Origin of the sequence: Pseudomonas fuscovaginae SE-1 (assembly GCF_000364705.1) — a bacterium.
Classification (GTDB): Bacteria; Pseudomonadota; Gammaproteobacteria; order Pseudomonadales; family Pseudomonadaceae; genus Aquipseudomonas; species Aquipseudomonas fuscovaginae_A.
Genome location: NZ_AQOH01000312.1, coordinates 41,754 through 64,257, shown reverse-complemented (window position 1 = coordinate 64,257; position 22,504 = coordinate 41,754). Strand labels below are relative to the sequence as shown.

Here is a 22,504-nt window from a genome sequence, read left to right as displayed (position 1 = left end):
ATGCGTAACGATGCCAACGACGATTTCGACGATGTACCGAGCCTTCGGGCCGATGTGGAGGATGACGACGATTTTCCGAGCACCCCCGCCGCCCGTGAGCGTACCCGGGTGGCTTCGCGCAGCACGCCGGTGGTCAAGGTCAAGGCGGCGAGCACCGGCCCGTTGTGGGCGCTGGTGGGCGCGCTGTTCTTCGCCTTCGCCGGGCTGGCCTGGTGGAGCTTCCAGCAGATTTCGCTGATGGAGCAGCAACTGGTGGCCACCCAGGAGAGCTTTGCGCGGATCAGCGAGGAAGCGGCGGGGCGCCTGCAGGCGATCTCCGGCAAGGTGGCTTCCAGCGAGTCGAGTGCCAACAGCGATACCGAGGCATTGAAGCTGCAGGTCCGGCAGCTCGAGGGCAAATTGCAGGAGCAGGATCGCCAGCAGCAGGGTGTTGCCGGCCAGCAGACCGGACTGGATCAGCGTCTGCAGAAAATGAACGCACAGACCGCGGATCTGCAGGCGGCCAACGCTCAATTGCAGGCTCAGCTCAAGAGCATGGCGACCGACCTGGCGGCGCTGAAGGCGGCCCAGTCGGATAACGGCAAGGTCGATGCCGAACTCAAGAGCCATGCGGCGGATATCGCCGCGCTGAAGAAGCAGGGCAATCCGAGTGCGGCGCTGGAGCGCCTGGAGCAGGACATGATCGTGCTCAAGAGCGAGCAGGACAATCGCCAGGCGGCTGGCCAGGGCGCGAGCACGGCGGAGTTCGATGCCTTCCGTGGCCAGGTCACGCGCAACATCAATACGCTGCAGAGCCAGATCCAGAATCTGCAACAGCAGATCAACGCGCGTCCATGAGGGGGCAGTCCAGGAGGGTGTTGTCTGTGTAGCGGCTGCTGGAGTCGTTGCCATCGCTCCTGGAAGCGTGTTTCCAAATATTGCCAAACGGCACTTCAGCAGGGTTTTACGGTCTTATAGGCATGCGTCGACGTTCCTGTCGGCGTATGCCGACCAGCGTCGCTGGCACGGCTTCTTCGCGGTCCGGGAGGCCGCCATGCATCTTCGACTTCTTCTCACGGCAAGCCTGGCTTTGACCCTCTCTGCGTGTGTGCCTTACTACGAGGACGGCGCGAGCTACTACCGTTCCGATGTTTATACGTCACCCGCGCCGGTCTACTACGATGGCGGTTCCTACTACCGTCGGGACTACTACTATGCCCCGCAACCTCGCTATTACGCGCCACAGCCACGCTACTACTCGGCACCGCGTTACTACGTCCCGTCGCCGCGGCCTTATCCGAACCGCGGCTGGGGCTACCCTTACCAGGGCTGGGGCGACCATGGCGGTGGGCGTGGCGATCACGATCACGGCGGACGTGGTCATGGCGGACGGGGGCGCTAGGCTGACGGTTGGGCGTTATCGGTTCAGTAACCCGACAAGTCCGCCAATGGATGCCGTCCTTCCCAGGCCTTGTGGAAATGCGCCTCGACCACCGCTCTCGGGACGGCTGTCACCTCCGGCCAGTGCCAGCGCGGCTGCTGGTCCTTGTCGATCAGCCTGGCGCGCACGCCTTCGCTGAATTCCGGGTGGCGGCAGCAGTTCAGGCTCATCGTGTATTCCATCTGAAACACCTCGGCCAGTGACCGGTGACGGGCCCGGGCAATCTGTTCCCAGACCAGATGTGCGGTCAGCGGGCAGCCGTCCCTGAGGTTCCGCGCCGCCTGGGCCAGCAGGCTGTCGGCGTCCTCGGCGTGTTGGACCAGTGTTTTCCAGGCGCAGCCGACGTCGGCGACGTCCAGCAGGGCGTCAATCCGTTCCCGACGCGGCAGCCACTGCGCCGCCGGACGCTGCTCGCGTGCCTGATGTTCCAGGGCCCTGAGCAGGCTGTTGAGCTGCAGTGCCGCGTGTTCCTGCCAGTTGAGCTGCAGCAGCCCATCGATCAGTTGGTCCTGCTGGTCGTCGCGCAGGATGCGATCGGCCAGCCCGAGGTCAAGTGCGTCGCGGGCGTTCATCCGGGCACCGGTCAGGCCGAGGAACAGCCCCAGCCTGCCGGGCAGCCGGGACAGGAACCAACTGCCGCCGACATCCGGATACAGACCAATGCCGATTTCCGGCATCGCCAACTGGCTGCCGGGGGTGACGATGCGGATGCTGGCGCCCTGCAACAAGCCCATCCCGCCGCCCAGTACATAACCGTGGCCCCAGCAGATCAACGGCTTGGGGTAGGTGTGCAGCGCATGATCGAGGCGATATTCCGCCGCGAAAAAGTCCGCGGCCAGCGTCGGTACTTCCCCGGGCCTGGCCCGGCAGGCTTCGGCCAGGCTGCGCACTTCGCCGCCGGCGCAGAAGGCCTTGGCGCCATTGCCGCGCAACAGTACGCAGGCCATATGCGGATCCCTGGCCCAGGCATCGAGCCGTTCATGCAGGGCGTTGATCATCGGCAGGGACAGGGCGTTGAGGGTGTGTTCGGCATTCAGGCTGGCGATGCCGATCCGGGCGCCATCGCTGCCGATGAGTTCTTCGAAAAGCAGGTTCATCGCGACCTCTGACTGCGGGTTGAATCCTCAGTATGATCCTTGTGTGGGAAACTGCCGGTAATGCGTCGGATCAATTGACAAGCGTGGTAGGCATCCCTAGTGTCCGCCCCATTGTGATTTCCGGACCCCGCCATGACCGACGACGACCGTATCAAACTCGAACCCAGCTGGAAGCAGGCGCTACGGGACGAATTCGACAAGCCCTACATGGCCGAGTTGCGCGAGTTCCTGCGCCAGGAGCATGCCGCCGGCAAGCAGATCTACCCGCCAGGCCCGCTGATCTTCAACGCGCTGAACACCACGCCGCTGGACCAGGTCAAGGTGGTCATCCTCGGTCAGGATCCCTATCACGGCCCGGGCCAGGCCCATGGCCTGTGCTTCTCGGTGCAGCCGGGCGTGCCGACGCCACCGTCGCTGGTGAACATCTACAAGGAGCTGCAGCGCGACCTGAATATCGACATTCCCAACCACGGCTACCTGCAAAGCTGGGCCGAGCAGGGGGTGTTGCTGCTCAACACCACCATGACCGTGGAACGTGGCAACGCCGCGTCCCATGCCAACCGCGGCTGGCAGTTCTTCACCGATCGGATCATCGAGGTGGTCAGCGAGCGCCAGGACAAGCTGGTGTTCCTGCTGTGGGGGGCCCATGCCCAGAGCAAGCAGAAGCTGATCGACTCGACCAAGCACCTGGTACTGAAGTCGGTGCACCCGTCGCCGCTGTCGGCCTATCGTGGTTTCCTCGGTTGCGGGCATTTCAGCCGCACCAACAAGTTCCTCGAACAGAACGGCCTGGCGCCGATCCAATGGGCCCTGCCACCGTTGTAACCTGAGCGGCGTGGCGACTTCAGGCCTGTCTGTTCCAGCGACGGAACAACGGTTCGGCCAGGAACAGCACGAACAGCAGACGCATCACCTGCATGGCGGTCACCAGCGGTACCGACAGTTGCAGGGTCTCGGCGGTCAAGCTCATTTCCGCGATGCCGCCGGGCATCATGCCCAGGGTCAGCGAGCGCAGGTCGAGCTGGCTCAGCGCGCTCAGGGCCCAGGCCGACAGGCTGGCGACCAGCATCGTCAAGGCTGTGCCGATCAGGGTGCGGCCCATGAACGACGGTGCCCGGCGGAAGAACTCGCGGTTGAAATGACAGCCCAGGCCGCTGCCGATCAGCCATTGGCCGATCTGGCTGGCGCCGTCGGGCATGCCGAGCTGCAGGTTCCAGGCGACACTCACCGTCGCGCTCACCAGCAAGGGGCCGAACAACCACGGGTTGGGTTGACGCAGCCGTTGCCAGAGCCAGGCGAGCAGGGCGCCGAGAGGGAACAGCACGGCCAGCCAGCGCCAGTCGACGATCGCGGAGCCGTGAATCGGCACGCCGTCGCCCAGCAGGTACTTGAAGGCTGCCGGTACGCACAGCACCACCACCAGCACCCGCAGACTCTGGCCGGCGGCGACCCGGCTGAGTACCGCGCCGTTGCGCGCGCCGAGGTTGACCATCTCTCCGGAACCACCCGGCATGCTCGAGAAGAACGCCGTGGCGCGGTCTTCACCGGTGCGTCGTAGCAGCCACACGCCGAGCACGCTGGACACGCTGGTGACCAGCGCGCCGAACAGGATCAGGCCGAAATGCGACAGCACCTGCTCCATCACCAGAGGGGTGAAGTGCAGGCCGATACCGATACCGACCACCCACTGGCCGGTCTTGCGCCCACCGGGAATTTCCGCGAGCTGCCAGGGCGTGAGGCAGCGGACCAGGATGATCGCCAGCAGCGAGCCGACCATCCATGGCAGCGGCCAGCCCACCTGGCTGGCGAGGTAGCCGCCAGCCAGGCCGACCAGCGGTGTTCCCCACCAGTGACGAAAAGCTCGATCAGGCATTGGCCAGGTCACGGCGTTGAGTGGAACGCTTGCGCCAGATGCGCAGCAGCGGCATTGTCAGCATGATCACGGTCAGCACCCACACGCCGATGCTGATCGGGCTGGCCCAGAGAATGTCCAGCGCGCCGTTGGAGATCGACAGCGCCCGGCGCAGGTTCGACTCCATCAGCCCGCCGAGAATGAAGCCCAGCAGTACCGGCGACAGCGGAAAATCGAGCTTGCGCAGGATGTAGCCGAAGATGCCGATGCCGATCATCAGGAACAGGTCGAAGGTGGTGGCATGCACCGCATAGACGCCGATCGCGGTAATGATCGCGATCACCGGCACCAGTGCCCAGTTCGGCACCGCGAGGATGCGGGTGAAGATGCGGATCATCGGGATGTTGAGGATCACCAGCATGACGTTGGCGATGAACAGCGAGGCGATCAGGCCCCAGACGATGTCCGGTTGCTGTTCGAACAGCAGCGGGCCGGGGGTGATGTTGTAGAGCGTCAAGGCGCCGATCATCACCGCGGTGGTGCCCGAGCCGGGTACGCCGAGGGTCAGCATCGGCACCAGGGCGCCGCAGGCCGAGGCGCCGATGGCGGTTTCCGGCGCGGCCAGGCCACGCTTGTCGCCCTGACCGAACTTGCCGCCGCTGCCGGCCAGGCGCTTCTCGGCCATGTAGGACACGGCACTGGCCAGGGTCGCCCCGGCGCCGGGCAGTACGCCCATGATGAAGCCCAGCAGGCCGCAACGGAGGTTGACCACGAACACCGAGGCCGCTTCCTTGAGGTTGAACATCATCCGTCCGGTGGCTTTCACGGCTTCCTGGCCGTGGTGGGTTTTCTCCAGCAGCAGGAGGATCTCGCTGATGGAGAACAGGCCCAGCACCAGTACGACGAACTGGATGCCGTCGGTCAGGTGGACGTTATCGCCGGTGAAACGGTACACGCCGCTGTTGGCATCGATGCCGACGCTGGACAGGAACAGCCCGATCAGCGCCGCGATGAAGGTCTTCAGCGGACGATCGCCGGCCATGCCGCCGAGGCAGACGATGGCGAACACCATCAGTACGAAGTACTCCGCCGGGCCGAAGGCGATCGCCCATTTCGCCAGCAGCGGGGCGAACAGCACCATGCCGCAGGTGGCGATGAAGGCACCGATGAACGAGCTCCATGCCGACAGTGACAGGGCAACGCCCGCCAGGCCCTGGCGGGCCATCGGGTAGCCGTCGAGGGTGGTCATCACGGTGGAGGCCTCGCCGGGAATGTTGAGCAGGATCGAGCTGATGCGGCCGCCGTACTCGCAGCCCAGGTAGACCGCCGCCAGCAGGATCAGCGCCGACTCCGGCGGCAGGCCGAGGGCGAAGGCGATCGGGATCAGCAGGGCGACGCCGTTGATCGGGCCCAGGCCCGGCAGCAGGCCGACGATGGTACCGATCAGGGTGCCACTGAGGGCGGTGACCAGGTTGTAGGGGGTGAGCGCAACGCCGAAGCCCTGGCCCAGGTAGCTGAAAGTATCCATGTCAGTTCTCCAGAACGTCGAGCAGTCCGAGGGGCAGCGGTACATCCATGGCCTTGTCGAACAACAGGTAGAGGCCGATGCTCATCAGGCTGATGATCACCGCGCTGGGCAGCCAGCGGCCGCCGTACAGGCGTGCCATCGGAATGCCGACGAGGATGCTGCTGAGGATGAAGCCCAGCGGTTCGAAGGTGCCGGCGAACACCAGCAGCAGGCCGACGCAGATGGCGATCTTGGTCAGGGTTTCGCGATCCAGTGGCGGCTCGTCTTCGCTGTGCTTGAGCGGGGTCGGGCGAAACAGCATGTAAAGCAGAGCCAGACCCATCAGGCCGAGCATCAGCAGCGGGTAGGCGCGTGGCCCCACCGGTTCGTAGGAAAAGGCGGCCTGGTAGGGCCAGGCCATCAGCGCCAGGCCGGCGCAGGCCAGCAGCAGCGCGAAGGCGAAGAGACGTTGCAAGAGCATGAGCGACTCCTGGGCCACGCCCCCGCATTACGGGGTGCGTGGCTGCGACTAGAGGACGGTGGTCACTGGATCAGGCCGAATTCCTTGGCCAGCACCTTGTACTGGGCGACCTGCTTCTTCACGTAGCTGTCCAGTTCCGGACCGGTCATGGCGAAGGGGAAAAGTTCGCGCTGGTCGCGCAGCTTGGCGAACTCCTCTGAGGTCAGCAGCTTGTCGAACGAGGATTTCCACCAGGCGTAGTCTTCGTCGCTGACCTTCGGCCCCAGGTAGAAACCGCGCACCACTGGCCAGACGATGTCGTAGCCCTGTTCGCGGGCGGTGGGGATGTTCTTCATTTCCGGCTCGTCCAGACGTTGTTCGGAGAACACCGCGAGCAGGCGCATGTCGCCGCTGAGGATATGCGGCATGGAGTCGGAGATGTCGGTGCTGCCGACCTGGATATGCCCGCCAAGCAGGGCCGTGGCGATTTCACCGCCGCCCTCGAGGGCCACGTAGCGCAGGTCGCGCGGGTTGATGCCGGCGGCCTTGGCGATCAGCGCGGTCTGCATCCAGTCCTGGCTGCCGACGGTGCCGCCGGAGCCGATCACCACGCTGCCGGGGTCCTTCTTCAGGGCCTTGACCAGGTCGTCGAGGCTCTTGTAGGGCGAGTCGCTTTTCACCGCGATCGCGCCATAGCTGGTGCCGACGGCGGCCAGCCAGCGCACGGCGCTTTCATCGAAGCGGCCGAACTTGCCCTGGGCCAGGTTCAACAGTGAGCCGCTGGACCAGGCCACCAGCGTGCCGGCATCGGCCGGGCGCTGGGCCACCACGGCGTTGTAGGCCACGGCGCCGACACCGCCGGGCATGTAGGTGACGCGCATCGGCTTGGTCAGTATTTTCTCGTTGACCAGAGCGCTTTGCGCCAGCTTGCAGGTCAGGTCGAAGCCACCGCCCGGGGAGGCCGGGGCAATGCATTCCGGACGCTTGGGTTCGGCGGCGAAGGTCTGGCCGGCCAGCAGGGCGAGGCTGGCGGCGAGGGCGAGTTTACGTAGCGACAGGTCCATTGTTCTCTCCGGGGGAGTTGTTGTTATGGGCGTATGGTTTCCACGGGGCAATAGCGTGGCGTGCGGGCGGATGCGCGCATTCGTCAGCGTGGTGCGGGAGGTCGGTCAGGAGGAAGGGAACGAAAAAAACGGGCAGGCGCAAATGCCTGAGGCTGTAGAGGCAGCATCGTGTCGGACTCCGTTATTGTTCTTGTTCTTGACGAAAACGCATCGTGGCGTTTCTCGTGGCCTTGCCATTTTCGGACAGCCGGGCGCTGCTGGCAGCGATAGGCGGAACTGTCCGTGGAGAGACTCTAGCGAGCGAACCTTTCACCAACCTTTCATCCGCCCGGCCCCGATAAACATGGGCCCGGGCGGCTAGCGGCGCTACGTTTATTGGGTAAACTCCGTGCTCGAAAGGGCGTTTGGCCGTCCCAGTCAGAGGTGGAAAATTCATGCGTGTACTCTTGGTCGAAGATCATCTGCAGTTGGCCGAAAGTGTCGCCCAGGCGCTCAAGAGTACGGGGCTGACCGTGGATGTACTGCACGACGGGGTGGCGGCGGACCTGGCTCTGGGCAGCGAGGACTATGCGGCGGCGATCCTCGATGTGGGTCTGCCGCGCATGGATGGTTTCGAAGTGCTGGCGCGGTTGCGTGCACGGGGCAAGAACCTGCCGGTCTTGATGCTGACCGCCCGCAGCGATGTGAAGGATCGGGTGCATGGCCTGAATCTGGGGGCCGATGACTACCTGGCCAAACCCTTCGAACTCACGGAACTGGAGGCACGGGTCAAGGCACTGCTGCGCCGCAGCGTGCTGGGTGGCGAACGGCAGCAGCGCTGCGGGGAACTGGTCTACGACCTCGACACCCGCCGTTTCACCCTCGGTGACCAGTTGTTGACCCTGACTTCCCGCGAACAGGCGGTGCTCGAGGCGCTGGTCGCCCGCCCGGGGCGGGTGATGAGCAAGGAGCAACTGGCGTCCCAGGTGTTCGGCCTGGACGAGGAGGCCAGCGCCGATGCCATCGAGATCTATGTGCATCGGCTGCGCAAGAAGCTCGATGGCCACGCAGTGGCCATCGTGACCTTTCGCGGCCTCGGCTACCTGCTGGAAGCCCGCGATGCATAAGCCGGGCAGCCTGCGTTGGCGCTTGCTGTGGAACCTCGCGCTGTTGCTGGTGGTGCTGATGCTCGCCAGTGGCTGGAGCGCCTACTGGAACGGCCGCGAGGCCGCCGACACCGCCTATGACCGAACACTGCTGGCTTCGGCACGCACCATCGCCGCCGGCCTCTCGCAGCGCGACGGCACCCTCAGCGCCGATGTGCCCTATGTCGCCCTCGACACTTTCGCCTACGACAGCGCCGGGCGGATCTACTACCAGGTCAACGACATTCACCAGCAGTTGATTTCCGGCTACGAGAACCTGCCAGCCCCCCCGCCCGGCACGCCGCGTACCGATGACTACCCGGCCCTGGCACGCTTCTACGATGCGCAGTATCGCGGCCAGCCGGTGCGGGTGGTGAGCCTGCTCAAGGCGGTCAGCGAGCCGAACATGAACGGCATGGCGGAGATCCGGGTGGCCGAGACCGATGAGGCGCGGGTCAACATGGCGCGCAGCCTGATGGCCGATACATTGTTGCGCCTGGGCATGCTGGCGGGGGGCGCGCTGCTGCTGGTGTGGTTCGCCGTGAGTGCCGCGCTGCGCCCGTTGGAGCGCTTGCGCACGGCGGTGGAGGAGCGTCAGTCGGATGACCTGCGGCCTCTGCCGCTGGTCGAGGTGCAGCGCGAGTTGTGGCCGCTGGTGCGTGCTCTCAACCATTTCACCGAGCGCCTGCGCCGGCAGTTCGAGCGCCAGGAACAGTTCATCGCCGACGCCGCCCATGAACTGCGTACCCCCCTGGCGGCACTGAAGGCACGCCTGGAACTGGGACTGCGGGCCTCGGATGCCAATACCTGGCGCAGTACCCTGGAAACGGCGGCCCAGGGCACCGATCGCCTGACCCATCTGGCCAACCAGCTGCTGTCGATGGCCCGGGTGGAGAATGGAGCGCGGGCGATTGCCGAAGGGGGCGCGCAGTTGCTCGACTTGAGCCAACTGGCCCGGGAACTGGGCATGGCGATGGCACCGTTGGCCCATGCCCGTGGCGTGGCGTTGGCGCTCGAGGCGGATGAACCGGTGTGGCTGCGTGGCGAGCCGACCCTGCTCAATGAACTGTTGAGCAACCTGGTGGACAACGCCTTGGCCCACACCCCGGCTGGCGGCAACGTGATCCTGCGGGTCGGTGCGCCGGCGGTGCTGGAAGTGGAGGACGATGGGCCGGGTATTCCGCTGGAGGAGCGTGACCGGGTGTTCGAGCGCTTCTATCGGCGCAACCAGCAGGGCGTGGGTTCGGGGTTGGGCCTGGCGATCGTCGGCGAGATCTGTCGCGCGCACCTGGCACAGATCAGCCTGCATGATGGCGAACAGTGCGGGCTTAAGGTGCGGGTGAGTTTCATCGCCGGTTAGGCGGGGGCGAACCAGGCATCGCCGTTCTCTAGTTGAGCATCATCCGCGCATCATTGAGCTGCTCGACCCAGGCCACATTGTCCGGGGCCAGCCCCAGTTTCCTGAAGGCCGGCAGGCTGGTCGGGTCGACATGGGCAAAGGCCTGCGTCGTGCCCTGATGGCAGAACACCGTGGCGATCTGCACCAGGTCCGGGTAATCGATGATGGCGCTGTCCCGGCCCAGATCCAGGTACTGGCTCGGCAATCTGACCAGCCGCTCCGGGAAGTCCCAGACGCGCAGCAGCTTGTCGCCCAGCACCGGGTGGATGCTGTCGATCACATGGTCCAGGCTCAGCGGGTCGGCCAGCAGTTCGTAGTGATCCTCGGCGTAGGTCAGGATCGGCAATACGCCGATCTGGTGCACCAGCCCGCCGAGAGCGGCCTGGTCCGGCTTGAGCTGGGTGAAGTCGCGGCACAGTACGTAGCAGATCCCGGCAATCTCCAGGCTCTTGCGCCAGACCTCACGCATCTTCTGTTCCACCACTTCCGAGCGGGCGTGGAAGATCTGTTCCATCACCAGGCCGATCGCCAGGTTGCTGCTGTAGTTCACTCCCAGCCGGGTGATGGCGGTATACAGGTCGGTCACTTCATGGCTGGCGCGCAGCAACGGGCTGTTGACCACCTTGATCAGGCGCGCCGACAGCGCGGTGTCGACACCGATCACCTTGCTCAAGGTACTGACGCTGATCTCCGGATCCTCGGCCGCCTCGCGAATCTTCAGGGCGACCTCCGGCAGCGTGGGCAGAACCAGGTCATCGTTATCGATGGCCGCTACCAAGTCCTGTAGGACCTTTTCCGCCAGACTGTTCATTCGTGCTCTCTACAGCGGTGCAATTTAACGCTGGATTTCGCGGTCGCGGTCCAGTTGATAAGGCAGGTCCAGCAGGGTCAGCAACGGCCCTTGCAGGTCGCCCAGGTGGACCGTGCCTTCTTCGGCCGCTTCGGCCTGCAGGACGGCCAGCAGTTCGATGCCACCCTCGGCCCTGGCCGCGATCACCACTTCACCGATCGAACTGTTGTGCGATGGCGAGAACAGCTCGCTGCCTGGTTGCGGCAGTTGTTCGCTGCTCAGCGCCAGGCGATACAGGCGACGCTTGAGCTTGCCCAGGTACTGCATGCGCGCGACGATTTCCTGGCCGGTGTAGCAGCCCTTCTTGAAGCTGACGCCGCCGACGGCCTGCAGGTTGAGCATCTGCGGGATGAACAGTTCGCGGGTCTGTGGCATGACCTGGCCGATGCCTGCACGCACCTGGCCGAGCAGCCAACTGTTGAGATCGGCCTCGCCCAGTTGGCTGGCCAATCGGGCCCGGACGTTTTCGGCCTGCTCGGCCGGTACCCAGAGTTCACTGCGCCCGGGCGATACACGCACCGCGATCAGACCGTCGGCCCTTGCCACGCTATCGCTGTCGGCAGGCAGTGGCAGGCCCAGGCCGGCCAGGCAGACGTCGGCTTCGCCGAGACCGAAACGGACCCAGCCGGTGCTTTCGTCGGTGAGCCTGGCCTTGGAGAACACCGCGTATTTCTTCAGGTCCGCCAGTTGCGGCTCGAGCAGCTCGCTGGCCATGGCCAGCAACACGCCGTCACCTTCGAGCAGGATGCGGAAGCTCGATTGCATGCGGCCTTTTTGCGTACAGCGCGCGCCGAGGCTGGCGCGGGTATCGCTGAGGTAATTGAGGTTGCAGGTCAACTGGCCTTGCAGGAACTTGCCGGCTTCGGCGCCGCGGACAGCGAGAACGCCTTCGTGGGACAGGGTGCAGAAAAAAGCGGAATCGGCCATGAGTCTTCGCAGCATGAAAAGGTCTGGTACACATCATAGAGGGGCGCCCTGGAAATGGATAGTTCGCAAAACGCCGGGCAATGCCGACCAAAGCCGACTGTGCGACGTCGATCAGGCCTGTATACTTGCGCCCAAATTCGAGGAGCGCTCCATGGTCGAAGATGTAGAACTCAATCGCCTCTATTGGCACAGCCGCCGCGGCATGCTGGAACTGGACGTGCTGCTGGTACCGTTCGTCAAGGAGGTGTACCCGCATCTCAATGACGCCGACCGCGAGTGCTATCGCAATCTGCTCGAGTGCGAGGACCAGGACATGTTCGGCTGGTTCATGGAACGTTCCGAGTCGCCGGATCCGGAACTGCAGCGCATGGTGCGCATGATCCTGGACCGTGTTCAGCCCAAGTAATCGCTTCGAATGCCGCTGGCGGGCCTCACGGCTGTTGCTGGCGGCGTATCTCGCGGCCCTGGGGCTCGCGCTGTTGTCCTGGTTCCTGCTGGTCATTCCGCTCTGGGCAAGCCTGTCCGGGGCTTTCGCCTGCCTGATGCACGCCGCCTGGGTGCTGCCGCGACAGATCCTGCTGAGCCATTCGGCGGCTTTTACCGGACTGCGTCGGGACGAGCGGGGCTGGCAGTTGTGGAGTCGGGCCGGGGGCTGGCAGCCGGTGCGGTTATGTCGCGACAGCCTGGCCTTGCCCTGGCTGGTGGTGCTGCGCTTTCGCCAGCCAGGGCATTGGCTGCCGCGCTCGCTCAGCGTGCCTCGCGACGCGCTGGCGCACGACGAGCATCGGCGCCTGCGCGTGCGGCTCAAGTTCAGCCGGCGTAGGTGGGCGGCACCAGGATAGTGTCCAGGGCCTCGGACAACTGGCCCGGATAGTCGAGGGTGTAGTGCAGGCCACGGCTCTCCTTGCGCTCCATGGCCGAGCGGATCATCAGCTCGGCCACTTGGGCCAGGTTGCGCAACTCGATCAGATCGCGACTGACCTTGTAGTTGCTGTAGAACTCGTCGATCTCGTCCAGCAGCAGGCGTACCCGGTGCTGGGCCCGTTGCAGGCGCTTGCTGGTGCGCACGATGCCCACGTAGTCCCACATGAAACGCCGCAGCTCGTCCCAGTTGTGGGCGATGATCACGTCCTCGTCGGAGTCGGTCACCTGGCTGGCATCCCAGCTCGGCAGGGCGATGGGCTGGGCGACCTGCGGCAGTTGCCGGAGGATGTCGGCGGCGGCCGAGCGGGCATACACGAAACATTCGAGCAGCGAGTTGCTGGCCATGCGGTTGGCGCCATGCAGGCCGGTGAAGCTGGTTTCGCCGATCGCATACAGGCCGGGAACGTCGGTGCGGCCCTGCTGGTCGACGAGGATGCCGCCGCAGGTGTAATGCGCCGCGGGCACCACCGGGATCGGCTGGCGGGTGATGTCGATGGAGAACGCCAGGCAGCGTTCGTACACCGTCGGAAAGTGCGTCTTGATGAAGGCTTCGGGCTTGTGGCTGATGTCCAGGTAGACGCAGTCGATCCCCAGGCGCTTCATCTCGTGGTCGATGGCCCGGGCGACGATATCCCGTGGCGCCAGCTCCGCCCGCGGGTCGAAGCGCGGCATGAAACGTTCGCCATTGGGCAGCTTCAGGTGTGCGCCTTCGCCGCGCAGGGCCTCGGTGATCAGGAAGCTCTTGGCCTGCGGATGATAGAGGCAGGTGGGGTGGAACTGGTTGAACTCCAGGTTCGCCACCCGGCAGCCCGAGCGCCAGGCCATGGCGATACCGTCGCCACAGGCACCGTCGGGGTTGCTGGTATAGAGGTAGACCTTGGCCGCGCCGCCCGAGGCCAGGACGGTGAAGCGTGCGCCGTAGGTATCGACCTCGCCGGTGCCGCGATCGAGCACGTAGGCGCCCAGGCAGCGCTCGCCGTCCAGGCCCAGGCGTTTCTCGGTGATCAGGTCGACCGCTACGCGCTGTTCCAGCAGCTCGATGTTCGGGCGTTGCCGGGCCTGCTCCAACAGGGTTCGGAAGATCGCCGCGCCGGTGGCATCGGCGGCGTGGATGATACGCCGGTGGCTGTGGCCGCCCTCGCGGGTCAGGTGGAACTCGAAGCCGCCGTCGTCGACATTGGCCTCTTCATCGCGGGTGAACGGCACGCCCTGGTCGATCAGCCATTGAATGGCCTCGCGGCTGTGCTCGACGGTGAAACGCACCGCGTCCTCATGGCACAGACCGCCGCCAGCGTTGAGGGTGTCCTCGACATGAGACTGCACCGTGTCGGTATCGTCCAGTACCGCCGCGACCCCTCCCTGGGCCCAGAAGGTCGAACCGTTGGCCAGGTCGCCCTTGCTCAGCACGGCAATGCGCAGATGGCCCGGCAGGGTCAGCGCCAGGCTCAGGCCGGCGGCGCCGCTGCCAATCACCAGCACATCGTGTTGAAAATGTTGGCTCATCTCAATCAATCCGAAAAAAAGCACCGCGCGAAAGGTGCGTTGGGCCCGGTCCAGTCAGGGCTCGGAACTTGCCACACGGCCCACTGGTAACTGCTGGGGGGGATCGGCACAATAGCCGGGCCTTCGTGGCATTGTGAAATTACTGCGGGCGGGAAGTGTGCGCCACTCCAGGCCATCGTGCATATGGTTTTGCACGGTAACACGATGATTTTTCGGCTATAACAAGGTTCATGCCGCCTTTGCCCAGGGGAACGGCACAATGCTATTACTTGCGGGTGTGTCCGGGAACTTTTAAAACGCCCCGGGCTCCATAGGCAGGTGCAAAAAGAAGGGGACAGCGTCGGTTGTCTGCGTAGTCTGAAGAAGGCTGCGCCAGCGGATTCGACGACAAGATCATTCACGCAGCCGGCCAGGGCCGTACTGCGTTTTTCGTGTGGGCCCGTTTGAAGGGTCGCAGGAAACTTGCTTGAAGGGGGAGAACTTTTGCCGACAGTCCGAGTCTATGTTTGCAAGCCTGATCGATTAGCAATGGCAGCCTCCTTCAAGTCCTATGAGGAGCATTCATGCTAACCCAGGAAGAGGATCAGCAGCTGGTCGAACGCGTGCAACGCGGCGACAGGCGGGCTTTTGATCTGCTAGTGCTGAAATACCAGCACAAAATTCTCGGGTTGATCGTGCGCTTTGTGCACGACACCCATGAAGCCCAGGATGTTGCACAGGAAGCGTTTATCAAGGCCTACCGTGCTCTGGGAAATTTCCGCGGTGACAGTGCGTTTTATACCTGGCTGTACCGCATCGCCATCAACACGGCGAAAAACTATCTGGTGTCCCGCGGTCGCAGGCCTCCAGACAGCGATGTCAGTTCCGAAGATGCCGAGTTCTACGATGGCGACCATGGCCTCAAGGATCTCGAATCGCCGGAGCGTGCGTTGCTCCGGGATGAAATCGAAGGCACCGTCCATCGAACCATCCAGCAACTGCCGGAAGATTTGCGTACAGCGTTAACTTTACGTGAATTTGACGGTCTGAGTTATGAGGACATTGCAGCCGTCATGCAATGTCCGGTGGGCACCGTGCGCTCCCGGATTTTCCGCGCTCGGGAGGCCATCGATAAAGCCCTGCAACCGTTGTTGCAGGAAACCTGAGACAGCGGCGACAGCCAAGAGAGGAACCGTCATGAGTCGTGAAGCCCTGCAGGAATCGCTGTCCGCGGTGATGGATAACGAAGCGGACGAACTGGAATTGCGTCGGGTGCTCAATGCCCTCGACGATGCCGACACCCGTGCCACCTGGTCGCGTTACCAGGTTGCCCGGGCAGTGATGCACAAGGATCTGTTGGACCCGCGCCTGGACATCGCATCGGCTGTATCGGCGGCGCTGGCTGGCGAGGACGTGCCAGCCAGGAACACCCGTGGCCCATGGCGCACCCTCGGTCGCCTGGCGGTGGCCGCTTCGGTGACCATGGCGGTCCTGGCCGGTGTGCGGTTCTATAACCAGGACGAGATTGCCGGCGCTCAACTGGCCCAGCAATCCAACCAGCCTGGTCTGGCCGCGCCGACGGCGAAGGGCCCGGCAGTATTGGCCGGCTATACTGAAGGCTCCGAGCCTACCGGGCCGATGGCCAACGGTGTGCTGCAACAAGGCCAGGCCGGTTGGGATCAGCGTCTGCCAGGCTACCTGCGCCAGCATGCACAGCAAGCTGCCTTGAAAGGTACCGAGAGTGCGCTGCCCTACGCACGTGCAGCCAGCCTGGAAACCGCCAAGTAAGGAGGATCATGCGCGCACTACCTCTTCTCACGCTTGCCCTGGCCGGTGGATTCGCTTTCACCGCCCAGGCCGACGAAGCCCAGGACTGGTTGAGCCGTCTTGGGCAAGCCGAGCAACAGCAAAGCTTCCAGGGCACCTTCGTCTACGAACGCAATGGCAGTTTCTCGACCCACAGTATCTGGCATCTGGTCCAGAACGGTCAGGTTCGCGAACGCCTGCTGCAGCTCGATGGTTCGGCGCAAGAGGTGGTACGGGTCGATGGACGCACCGAGTGCGTCAGCGGCTCGTTGGTGGCGGGGCTGGGCCAGTCGCCTGACGCCCATGCCCGCGCGCTTGATCCACAAAAGCTCAAGGCCTGGTATGACATAGCGGTCGTGGGCAAGTCCCGCGTCGCCGGCCGCCCTGCGGTCATTGTTTCCCTGACGCCTCGCGATCAGCATCGCTATGGCTTCGAATTGCACCTGGACCGCCAGACCGGATTGCCGCTGAAGTCGTTGCTGATCAACGACAAGGGCCAGTTGCTCGAACGCTTCCAGTTCACCGAGCTCAATACCAGCGATGTCCCCCAGGACAGCCAGCTGCAGGGCGGTGCCGAATGCAAGCCGGTGATCCAGGCCGGTAACCAGGCCCAGGCCAGCAAGGTGGCCCAACAGTGGCATTCCGATTGGCTGCCACCAGGCTTCGAGCTGGTGAACAGTTCCGCGCGTGTCGATCCGCAGACCAGGACCCAGGTCAGCAGCCTGATGTATGACGATGGGCTGGCGCGTTTCTCGGTTTTCCTCGAACCCCTCCACGGCGCCAACATCGCCGATACCCGCACCCAACTGGGCCCGACCGTTGCCGTCTCCCGGCGCCTGACCACCCCGTCCGGGGAGATCATGGTCACCGTCGTGGGCGAGATACCCATCGGAACAGCCGAACGTATCGCCCTGTCGATGCGCGCCGGTGATGCGCAGGCTGCCCGGCAGTAAGAGACTGAGCCATGACATCTGCCGACTCGATCCCGCGCCCACCTGCACGCCGTCCGGCAGCGGGATCGAGATGCCGAAATGTCCGGTGATCATTTTCCCTTGCAAACCAACCTGAATTTTCCTATAGGTCAGAGCCTTTTCGGCGCTGGCCTTGTTTGTTGTTCCCGGTCCGTAATCCAGGCTTAATCGTCTTTGGGTTTTATGGTACCTGTCGCTTAACCATGCTCGTTGTTCACGGGAGCCGTATGTCGATACCAAGCTTGAAGTCCTATCTGTCCATTTTCGCCACGGTCCTGCTCCTCGGGCAGGCGGTGGCGGCCCAGGCCGCGGAATTGCCCGATTTCACCCAGTTGGTGGAGCAGGCCTCGCCGGCCGTGGTGAACATCAGTACCACCCAGAAACTGCCGGACCGCAAGGTGTCGGATATCCAGGGGCTGGAAGGCCTGCCTCCGGAGATCCAGCAGTTCTTCCGCGGCTTCCCGCAACCGCGCAGCCCGAAAGGTGGCGGTCGGCAGCGTGAAGCACAGTCGCTGGGGTCGGGGTTCATCATCTCCAATGACGGTTATATCCTGACCAACAACCACGTGGTGGCCGATGCGGATGAGATCCTCGTACGCCTGGCCGACCGCAGCGAGCTCAAGGCCAAGCTGGTCGGCACCGATCCGCGTTCCGACGTGGCCCTGCTGAAGATCGACGGCAAGAACCTGCCGACCCTCAAGCTCGGCAAGTCCAAGGACCTCAAGCCCGGCCAGTGGGTAGTCGCCATCGGTTCGCCGTTCGGCTTTGACCACACCGTGACCCAGGGTATCGTCAGCGCTGTGGGCCGCAGCCTGCCGAACGAGAATTATGTGCCGTTCATCCAGACCGACGTGCCGATCAACCCGGGCAACTCCGGTGGTCCGCTGTTCAACCTCAACGGTGAAGTGGTCGGGATCAACTCGCAGATCTATACCCGCTCCGGTGGCTTCATGGGCGTCTCCTTCGCCATCCCGATCGACGTGGCCATGGATGTTTCCAACCAGTTGAAGGCCGGTGGCAAGGTCAGCCGTGGCTGGCTGGGCGTGGTCATCCAGGAGGTCAACAAGGACCTGGCCGAGTCGTTCGGCCTGGACAAGCCGGCCGGTGCGCTGGTTGCCCAGGTGCAGGATGATGGTCCGGCGGCCAAGGGCGGCCTGCAGGTCGGTGACGTGATCCTCAGCATGAATGGCCAGCCGATCGAAATGTCGGCCGACCTGCCGCACCTGGTCGGTGCACTGAAGGCGGGCGAGAAGGCCAAGCTGGAAGTGGTGCGTGAAGGCCAGCGCAAGACCATCGAGCTGACCGTCGGCGCGATTCCTGACGAAGGCAAGGAAATGGACAGCGGCAGGTCGGCCGGTGCCGAGCGCAGCAGCAACCGCCTGGGCGTTTCCGTCGCCGACCTGAGCGACGAGCAGAAGAAGGCCAACGACCTGGTCAAGGGCGGCGTGGTCATCAAGGAAGTCCAGGATGGTCCCGCGGCACTGATCGGCCTGCAGCCGGGCGATGTGATCACCCACCTGAACAACCAGGCGATCACCGATGCCAAGCAGTTCACCGAGATCGCCAAGGCCCTGCCGAAGAATCGTTCGGTGTCGATGCGTGTCCTGCGTCAGGGACGTGCCAGCTTCATCACCTTCAAGCTGGCCGAGTAACGCAATCGGCTAGCGTCTGGATGTAAAAAAGCCCGCCTCAATATGAGGCGGGCTTTTTCATGGGCGGCTGGAAAGCCTCAGCGCCGTTTGGGAATGCGTACCAACTGGCTGTCGGAGTAGATGTCGTGCCAACTGCGCTTCTGCTTGTCCAGCAGCACCCAGAGGAAACCCAGGCCGGCGAAGAGCATGGAAGGGATGGCGATGAGAAAACGCAGCAGGGCCTGCCAGAGGCTGATCGCCGAACCATCGGCGTTCTGCACGCGAATGCCCCAGACCTGCATGCCCAGGGTCTGGCCCTTGTAGGTCCAGAACTTGGCGAAGAAGCCGAACAGCACGCAGAACACCACGGTCGAGAACAGGGGGTCGCCGTCCAGGGCGCCGGAGTCCGCGAGGGTCTTGAGGCGTTGCTCGCCCATGATCGCCATCTGCGCCAGCTTGTAGATGAAGCCGGTCACGATCAACAGGGCGGTGCACAGCAGGGCGTCATAGAACATCGCGGCCAGGCGGCGACCCAGGCCGGCGGCGGGGAAATCACCCTGCGGGCTTAGTACGTGCTTCGTCATGGGGGCGTTCTCTCGAGGAAAAGGCCATTTTACGAAGCCACCCCCATAAAACCAGACCCATGGCCGCTGATGCATGAATCGCACACACAAAAAAAGCCCCTGATGTCACCATCAGGGGCTTTTCAGGCTTGAAAACCGAACTCAGTTCTCTGCGATGACTTCGTCAGCCTGCAGGCCTTTCTGGCCCTGTACGGCGATGAAGGTCACTTTCTGGCCTTCTTTCAGGCTTTTGAAGCCGCTGCCCTGAATGGCGCGGAAGTGGACGAACAGATCCGGACCGCTCTCAGGAGTGATAAAACCAAAACCTTTTTCGTCGTTAAACCACTTGACGGTACCGCTCTTACGTTCGGACATTTCTTATTTCCTTTGACGCTAAAAATTAATGACAGCCCCTTTCACTGGAAAGAGTACTGGGCTGGGTTGCAGGAAAGTAAGAGACGTCGAACGGGTTGTAGCGAACTTATAGCTACTGCCCAGGTCACGATTCCAAGCGACCCATGCAAACACAGTAGGGAAACTCTACGCCAACTGTGGGAGAAAAAACAAGCCCCCGTCCATCCCGCGATTTGAGGCCGTTTGCCGCAGTTTTCGTGGGCTGTGGCCGGGACATCCCTGACATTCAAGTATTCACTTGTGTTCGACCGTTATAAGGCAAGTTCACTTGTGAATATATGCACTGGTTTGTGGCGCCAACGTTACAAACCAGTGCACAGTTTCATTACCTTTAGTTGTTACTGTTGGTATCAACCGCGATAGTAACGTTGTGCGACAAACGGCATTTTGCTGACTTTCAGCGGGATGTGCTTGCCCCGCACGATAGCCCAGACCTGGGTACCCAGGGCGCAGTGGGCGTTGTCCACATAGCCCATGGCCAGCGGGGCGCCAAGGGTCGGGCCGAAGCCGCCGCTGCACACGCGGCCGATCACCGTACCGGCTTCGTCGACGATTTCCGCGCCTTCGCGCACCGGCGTCCGTTCCTGCGGCAGCAGGCCGACGCGCTTGCGTTGGACGCCCTGTTGCTGCTGTGCGAAGACCTGTTCCGCACCCGGGAAGCCGCCGGCACGGGCGCCATCGGCACGCCGGGCCTTGGACACGGCCCAGAGCAGGCTGGCTTCGACCGGGGTGGTCTGCTCGTTCATGTCGTGCCCGTAGAGGCACAGGCCAGCCTCCAGGCGCAGCGAATCGCGAGCGCCCAGGCCGATGGCTTCGACCTCGGTCTCGGCCAGCAGGCTGCGGGCCAGGCACTCGGCACTGGCTGCCGGCACGGAAATCTCGAAGCCGTCCTCGCCGGTGTAGCCGGAACGGCTGACGTAGCAGTCGACACCCAGCAGGCGCAATGGCGCGAACTGCATGAAGGTCATCCGGGTTACTTCCGGTGCCAGGCGGGCCAGCACGGTAACGGCAGCCGGGCCTTGCAGGGCGAGCAGGGCGCGCTCCTCGAACAGCGGCTGCACCTCGCACAGATGCCCCAGGTGCTTGCGCAGGTGGGCCAGGTCCTGCTCCTTGCAGGCGGCGTTGACCACCAGGAACAGCTCGTCGTTACCCAGGTTGGCGACCATCAGGTCGTCGAGGATGCCGCCGTTTTCGTTGGTGAACATCGCATAGCGCTGCATGCCCACCGGCAGGTCGACGATATCCACCGGCACCAGGGTTTCGAGGGCCTTGGCGGCGTCTGCGCCGACCAGGCGGATCTGGCCCATGTGCGAGACATCGAACAAGCCGGCCTGATCGCGGGTGTGCTGGTGTTCCTTCAGGACGCCCAGCGGGTACTGCACCGGCATCTCATAGCCGGCGAACGGCACCATGCGTGCCCCGAGTTGCAGGTGCAGGGCGTGCAGCGGGGTTTTCAGCAGGTTTTCGGTGGACATCTTCAACTCCTGGAAATGGCCGGAAGGCGGCTTGCGCCCGCCTCGCCGATCAGCATTCGATAATGTTTACGGCCAGACCGCCACGGGCGGTCTCCTTGTATTTGCTCTTCATGTCGGCACCGGTCTGGCGCATGGTGCGGATCACCTTGTCGAGGGAGACGAAGTGCTGGCCGTCCCCGCGCAGGGCCATGCGCACGGCATTGATGGCCTTGACCGAGCCCATCGCGTTGCGCTCGATGCAAGGTACCTGCACCAGCCCGCCGATCGGGTCGCAGGTCAGCCCGAGGTTGTGCTCCATGCCGATTTCGGCGGCGTTCTCGACCTGTTGCACGCTGCCGCCCAGTACTTCGCAGAGGGCACCGGCCGCCATCGAGCAGGCCACGCCGACTTCGCCCTGGCAGCCGACCTCGGCCCCGGAGATCGAGGCGTTTTCCTTGTAGAGGATGCCGATCGCGGCGGCGGTGAGCAGGAAGCGCACCACGCCATCCTCGTTGGCACCGGGGATGAAACGCATGTAGTAGTGCAGGACGGCGGGGATGATCCCGGCCGCGCCATTGGTCGGGGCGGTGACTACCCGGCCGCCGTTGGCGTTTTCCTCGTTGACCGCCAGGGCGTAGAGGTTGACCCAGTCCAGCACCGACAGCGCATCGCGCAGGGCCGCCTCGGGGTTCTTGCACAGTTGCCGGTGCAGGGCGGCGGCGCGGCGCTTGACCTTCAGGCCGCCTTGCAGGATGCCTTCGTTGCGACAGCCGGCGGCGACGCAGTCCTGCATCACCTGCCAGATCTTCAGCAACCCGGCGCGGGTTTCCGCCTCGGGCCGCCAGGCGCTTTCGTTGGTCAGCATGACCTGGCTGATGGACAGGCCGTAGGTGCTGCAGTGGCCCAGCAGCTCCTTGGCGCTCTTGAACGGAAAGGTCAGCGGGGTGCTGTCCTCGACGATACGGTTGGCACCGGCGGCATCTTCATCGACGACGAAGCCGCCGCCGATCGAGTAGTACTCGCGGCTGCGGATCTGGATACCGGCGCCGTCGAAGGCGCGGAAGATCATGCCGTTGGGATGGTAGGCCAACGGTTTGCGGATCATCGCCAGGTGGAGCTTTTCGCTGAATTCGATGGAGTGCTCGCCGAGCAGTTTCAGGCGGCCGCTGCCACGAATGGCTTGCAGACGGTCGGCGACGGTTTCGGTATCGACGGTGTCGGGATGCTCTCCCTCCAGCCCGAGCAACACGGCCTTGTCGCTGCCGTGGCCCTTGCCGGTGGCGCCGAGCGAGCCGTACAGCTCGACCTTGACGCACGTGGTCTGCTCCAGCAGGTTCTCGCGACGCAGGCCCTCGACGAACCGTGCGGCGGCGCGCATCGGTCCGACGGTGTGGGAGCTGGAGGGACCGATGCCGATCTTGAACAGGTCGAACACGCTCAGGGACATGATGGTTCTCCTTTTTTTCTAATAATTATAGGGGGACGGTCTGTACGCTTGTGGCGAGCGGGCTTGCCCGCGCTCGGCTGCGAAGCAGCCGTAAAACCAGCCAATGCGTTCA

23 protein-coding genes are annotated in these 22,504 nt (G+C 63.9%); 11 read left to right on the top strand and 12 right to left on the bottom strand.

The annotated features are described in order from the left end of the window. Positions 1-837, top strand: coding sequence for a hypothetical protein (locus tag K675_RS0125140; protein WP_017906227.1), 837 nt, complete (start codon positions 1-3; stop codon positions 835-837). 196 nt (positions 838-1,033) lie between these two features. Next, positions 1,034-1,381 (top strand): hypothetical protein, encoded by a 348-nt coding sequence (locus K675_RS32545; protein ID WP_080635399.1) that lies wholly within the window; start codon positions 1,034-1,036, stop codon positions 1,379-1,381. A 23-nt stretch (positions 1,382-1,404) separates the two neighbouring features. Here K675_RS32545 and K675_RS0125135 read toward each other — a convergent pair whose 3' ends face one another. Then, complete coding sequence (locus tag K675_RS0125135) at positions 1,405-2,517, bottom strand: enoyl-CoA hydratase/isomerase family protein (protein WP_017906226.1); 1,113 nt, start codon at positions 2,515-2,517, stop codon at positions 1,405-1,407. Positions 2,518-2,649: 132 nt separating this feature from the next. Between K675_RS0125135 and ung the strand changes: the two genes are divergently transcribed. Beyond that, positions 2,650-3,342 (top strand): uracil-DNA glycosylase, encoded by a 693-nt coding sequence (gene ung / locus K675_RS0125130; RefSeq protein WP_017906225.1) that lies wholly within the window; start codon positions 2,650-2,652, stop codon positions 3,340-3,342. Positions 3,343-3,361: 19 nt separating this feature from the next. Here ung and K675_RS0125125 read toward each other — a convergent pair whose 3' ends face one another. From K675_RS0125125 to K675_RS0125110, 4 genes are all read right to left on the bottom strand, one after another. Next, entirely contained in the window at positions 3,362-4,390 is a 1,029-nt protein-coding gene (locus tag K675_RS0125125; RefSeq protein WP_017906224.1) for an AbrB family transcriptional regulator, read from the bottom strand. Then, on the bottom strand, positions 4,383-5,897 hold the full coding sequence (locus K675_RS0125120) for a tripartite tricarboxylate transporter permease (protein WP_017906223.1): 1,515 nt from the start codon (positions 5,895-5,897) through the stop codon (positions 4,383-4,385). Before K675_RS0125120 ends, K675_RS0125125 begins: the two co-directional genes overlap by 8 nt. A gap of 1 nt (position 5,898) precedes the next feature. Further along, positions 5,899-6,357 carry a tripartite tricarboxylate transporter TctB family protein gene (locus K675_RS0125115; RefSeq protein ID WP_017906222.1) on the bottom strand — a complete coding sequence of 153 codons (459 nt, stop codon included), beginning with the start codon at positions 6,355-6,357 and terminating at the stop codon, positions 5,899-5,901. A gap of 62 nt (positions 6,358-6,419) precedes the next feature. Continuing rightward, a complete protein-coding gene (locus tag K675_RS0125110; protein ID WP_017906221.1) occupies positions 6,420-7,400 on the bottom strand; it encodes a Bug family tripartite tricarboxylate transporter substrate binding protein in 981 nt (326 codons plus the stop codon). 434 nt (positions 7,401-7,834) lie between these two features. Between K675_RS0125110 and K675_RS0125105 the strand changes: the two genes are divergently transcribed. Both K675_RS0125105 and K675_RS0125100 read left to right on the top strand, forming a co-directional pair. Beyond that, entirely contained in the window at positions 7,835-8,506 is a 672-nt protein-coding gene (locus tag K675_RS0125105) for a response regulator (protein ID WP_017906220.1), read from the top strand. After that, positions 8,499-9,884 (top strand): sensor histidine kinase, encoded by a 1,386-nt coding sequence (locus K675_RS0125100; protein ID WP_017906219.1) that lies wholly within the window; start codon positions 8,499-8,501, stop codon positions 9,882-9,884. Before K675_RS0125105 ends, K675_RS0125100 begins: the two co-directional genes overlap by 8 nt. A gap of 28 nt (positions 9,885-9,912) precedes the next feature. Here the strand turns inward: K675_RS0125100 and K675_RS0125095 are convergent, their stop codons facing one another. Both K675_RS0125095 and K675_RS0125090 read right to left on the bottom strand, forming a co-directional pair. Beyond that, positions 9,913-10,734: an HDOD domain-containing protein gene (locus K675_RS0125095; protein WP_017906218.1), complete on the bottom strand. Its 822-nt coding sequence runs from the start codon at positions 10,732-10,734 to the stop codon at positions 9,913-9,915. Positions 10,735-10,758: 24 nt separating this feature from the next. Continuing rightward, positions 10,759-11,700: a YgfZ/GcvT domain-containing protein gene (locus K675_RS0125090; protein WP_017906217.1), complete on the bottom strand. Its 942-nt coding sequence runs from the start codon at positions 11,698-11,700 to the stop codon at positions 10,759-10,761. A gap of 151 nt (positions 11,701-11,851) precedes the next feature. Between K675_RS0125090 and K675_RS0125085 the strand changes: the two genes are divergently transcribed. Both K675_RS0125085 and K675_RS0125080 read left to right on the top strand, forming a co-directional pair. Continuing rightward, positions 11,852-12,106: a succinate dehydrogenase assembly factor 2 gene (locus tag K675_RS0125085; protein WP_017906216.1), complete on the top strand. Its 255-nt coding sequence runs from the start codon at positions 11,852-11,854 to the stop codon at positions 12,104-12,106. Beyond that, positions 12,090-12,542, top strand: a complete 453-nt coding sequence (locus K675_RS0125080; RefSeq protein WP_017906215.1) for a protein YgfX — start codon at positions 12,090-12,092, stop codon at positions 12,540-12,542. The genes K675_RS0125085 and K675_RS0125080 overlap by 17 nt, the downstream gene beginning before the upstream one ends. On the opposite strand, the gene nadB is transcribed toward K675_RS0125080, so the two are convergent. Continuing rightward, the gene (nadB, locus tag K675_RS0125075) at positions 12,511-14,127 is read right to left on the bottom strand and encodes an L-aspartate oxidase (RefSeq protein WP_017906214.1); all 1,617 of its coding nucleotides are present in this window, start codon (positions 14,125-14,127) and stop codon (positions 12,511-12,513) included. The genes K675_RS0125080 and nadB overlap by 32 nt on opposite strands. A 563-nt stretch (positions 14,128-14,690) precedes the next feature. Between nadB and rpoE the strand changes: the two genes are divergently transcribed. The 4 genes from rpoE (at position 14,691) to K675_RS0125055 (ending at position 18,535) form a co-directional block, all read left to right on the top strand. Beyond that, entirely contained in the window at positions 14,691-15,272 is a 582-nt protein-coding gene (gene rpoE, locus K675_RS0125070) for an RNA polymerase sigma factor RpoE (RefSeq protein ID WP_010452874.1), read from the top strand. Positions 15,273-15,303: 31 nt separating this feature from the next. Further along, positions 15,304-15,894: a sigma-E factor negative regulatory protein gene (locus K675_RS0125065; protein ID WP_017906213.1), complete on the top strand. Its 591-nt coding sequence runs from the start codon at positions 15,304-15,306 to the stop codon at positions 15,892-15,894. An 8-nt stretch (positions 15,895-15,902) separates the two neighbouring features. Beyond that, positions 15,903-16,865 carry a MucB/RseB C-terminal domain-containing protein gene (locus K675_RS0125060; RefSeq protein ID WP_017906212.1) on the top strand — a complete coding sequence of 321 codons (963 nt, stop codon included), beginning with the start codon at positions 15,903-15,905 and terminating at the stop codon, positions 16,863-16,865. A 251-nt stretch (positions 16,866-17,116) separates the two neighbouring features. After that, the gene (locus K675_RS0125055) at positions 17,117-18,535 is read left to right on the top strand and encodes a DegQ family serine endoprotease (protein ID WP_420066348.1); all 1,419 of its coding nucleotides are present in this window, start codon (positions 17,117-17,119) and stop codon (positions 18,533-18,535) included. 77 nt (positions 18,536-18,612) lie between these two features. Here the strand turns inward: K675_RS0125055 and K675_RS0125050 are convergent, their stop codons facing one another. The 4 genes from K675_RS0125050 to K675_RS0125035 form a co-directional block, all read right to left on the bottom strand. Further along, positions 18,613-19,098: an RDD family protein gene (locus K675_RS0125050; protein ID WP_017906210.1), complete on the bottom strand. Its 486-nt coding sequence runs from the start codon at positions 19,096-19,098 to the stop codon at positions 18,613-18,615. Positions 19,099-19,239: 141 nt separating this feature from the next. Further along, positions 19,240-19,452 carry a cold-shock protein gene (locus K675_RS0125045; RefSeq protein ID WP_017906209.1) on the bottom strand — a complete coding sequence of 71 codons (213 nt, stop codon included), beginning with the start codon at positions 19,450-19,452 and terminating at the stop codon, positions 19,240-19,242. Positions 19,453-19,841: 389 nt separating this feature from the next. After that, positions 19,842-20,966 carry a glycine cleavage system aminomethyltransferase GcvT gene (gcvT, locus tag K675_RS0125040; RefSeq protein WP_017906208.1) on the bottom strand — a complete coding sequence of 375 codons (1,125 nt, stop codon included), beginning with the start codon at positions 20,964-20,966 and terminating at the stop codon, positions 19,842-19,844. 49 nt (positions 20,967-21,015) lie between these two features. After that, positions 21,016-22,392 (bottom strand): L-serine ammonia-lyase, encoded by a 1,377-nt coding sequence (locus K675_RS0125035; RefSeq protein ID WP_017906207.1) that lies wholly within the window; start codon positions 22,390-22,392, stop codon positions 21,016-21,018. Between the last annotated feature and the right edge of the window lie 112 nt (positions 22,393-22,504).

Excerpts from the sequence above, each read along its gene's own strand:
- rpoE (WP_010452874.1), top strand. The coding sequence starts at position 14,691 with ATGCTAACCCAGGAAGAGGATCAGCAGCTGGTCGAACGCGTGCAACGC.
- K675_RS0125065 (WP_017906213.1), top strand. The coding sequence starts at position 15,304 with ATGAGTCGTGAAGCCCTGCAGGAATCGCTGTCCGCGGTGATGGATAAC.
- K675_RS32545 (WP_080635399.1), top strand. The coding sequence starts at position 1,034 with ATGCATCTTCGACTTCTTCTCACGGCAAGCCTGGCTTTGACCCTCTCT.
- ung (WP_017906225.1), top strand. The coding sequence starts at position 2,650 with ATGACCGACGACGACCGTATCAAACTCGAACCCAGCTGGAAGCAGGCG.
- K675_RS0125100 (WP_017906219.1), top strand. The coding sequence starts at position 8,499 with ATGCATAAGCCGGGCAGCCTGCGTTGGCGCTTGCTGTGGAACCTCGCG.
- K675_RS0125060 (WP_017906212.1), top strand. The coding sequence starts at position 15,903 with ATGCGCGCACTACCTCTTCTCACGCTTGCCCTGGCCGGTGGATTCGCT.
- K675_RS0125115 (WP_017906222.1), bottom strand. The coding sequence starts at position 6,357 with ATGCTCTTGCAACGTCTCTTCGCCTTCGCGCTGCTGCTGGCCTGCGCC.
- gcvT (WP_017906208.1), bottom strand. The coding sequence starts at position 20,966 with ATGTCCACCGAAAACCTGCTGAAAACCCCGCTGCACGCCCTGCACCTG.
- K675_RS0125105 (WP_017906220.1), top strand. The coding sequence starts at position 7,835 with ATGCGTGTACTCTTGGTCGAAGATCATCTGCAGTTGGCCGAAAGTGTC.
- K675_RS0125110 (WP_017906221.1), bottom strand. The coding sequence starts at position 7,400 with ATGGACCTGTCGCTACGTAAACTCGCCCTCGCCGCCAGCCTCGCCCTG.
- K675_RS0125140 (WP_017906227.1), top strand. The coding sequence starts at position 1 with ATGCGTAACGATGCCAACGACGATTTCGACGATGTACCGAGCCTTCGG.
- K675_RS0125120 (WP_017906223.1), bottom strand. The coding sequence starts at position 5,897 with ATGGATACTTTCAGCTACCTGGGCCAGGGCTTCGGCGTTGCGCTCACC.
- K675_RS0125095 (WP_017906218.1), bottom strand. The coding sequence starts at position 10,734 with ATGAACAGTCTGGCGGAAAAGGTCCTACAGGACTTGGTAGCGGCCATC.
- K675_RS0125125 (WP_017906224.1), bottom strand. The coding sequence starts at position 4,390 with ATGCCTGATCGAGCTTTTCGTCACTGGTGGGGAACACCGCTGGTCGGC.
- K675_RS0125085 (WP_017906216.1), top strand. The coding sequence starts at position 11,852 with ATGGTCGAAGATGTAGAACTCAATCGCCTCTATTGGCACAGCCGCCGC.
- K675_RS0125090 (WP_017906217.1), bottom strand. The coding sequence starts at position 11,700 with ATGGCCGATTCCGCTTTTTTCTGCACCCTGTCCCACGAAGGCGTTCTC.
- K675_RS0125135 (WP_017906226.1), bottom strand. The coding sequence starts at position 2,517 with ATGAACCTGCTTTTCGAAGAACTCATCGGCAGCGATGGCGCCCGGATC.
- K675_RS0125050 (WP_017906210.1), bottom strand. The coding sequence starts at position 19,098 with ATGACGAAGCACGTACTAAGCCCGCAGGGTGATTTCCCCGCCGCCGGC.
- K675_RS0125035 (WP_017906207.1), bottom strand. The coding sequence starts at position 22,392 with ATGTCCCTGAGCGTGTTCGACCTGTTCAAGATCGGCATCGGTCCCTCC.
- nadB (WP_017906214.1), bottom strand. The coding sequence starts at position 14,127 with ATGAGCCAACATTTTCAACACGATGTGCTGGTGATTGGCAGCGGCGCC.
- K675_RS0125045 (WP_017906209.1), bottom strand. The coding sequence starts at position 19,452 with ATGTCCGAACGTAAGAGCGGTACCGTCAAGTGGTTTAACGACGAAAAA.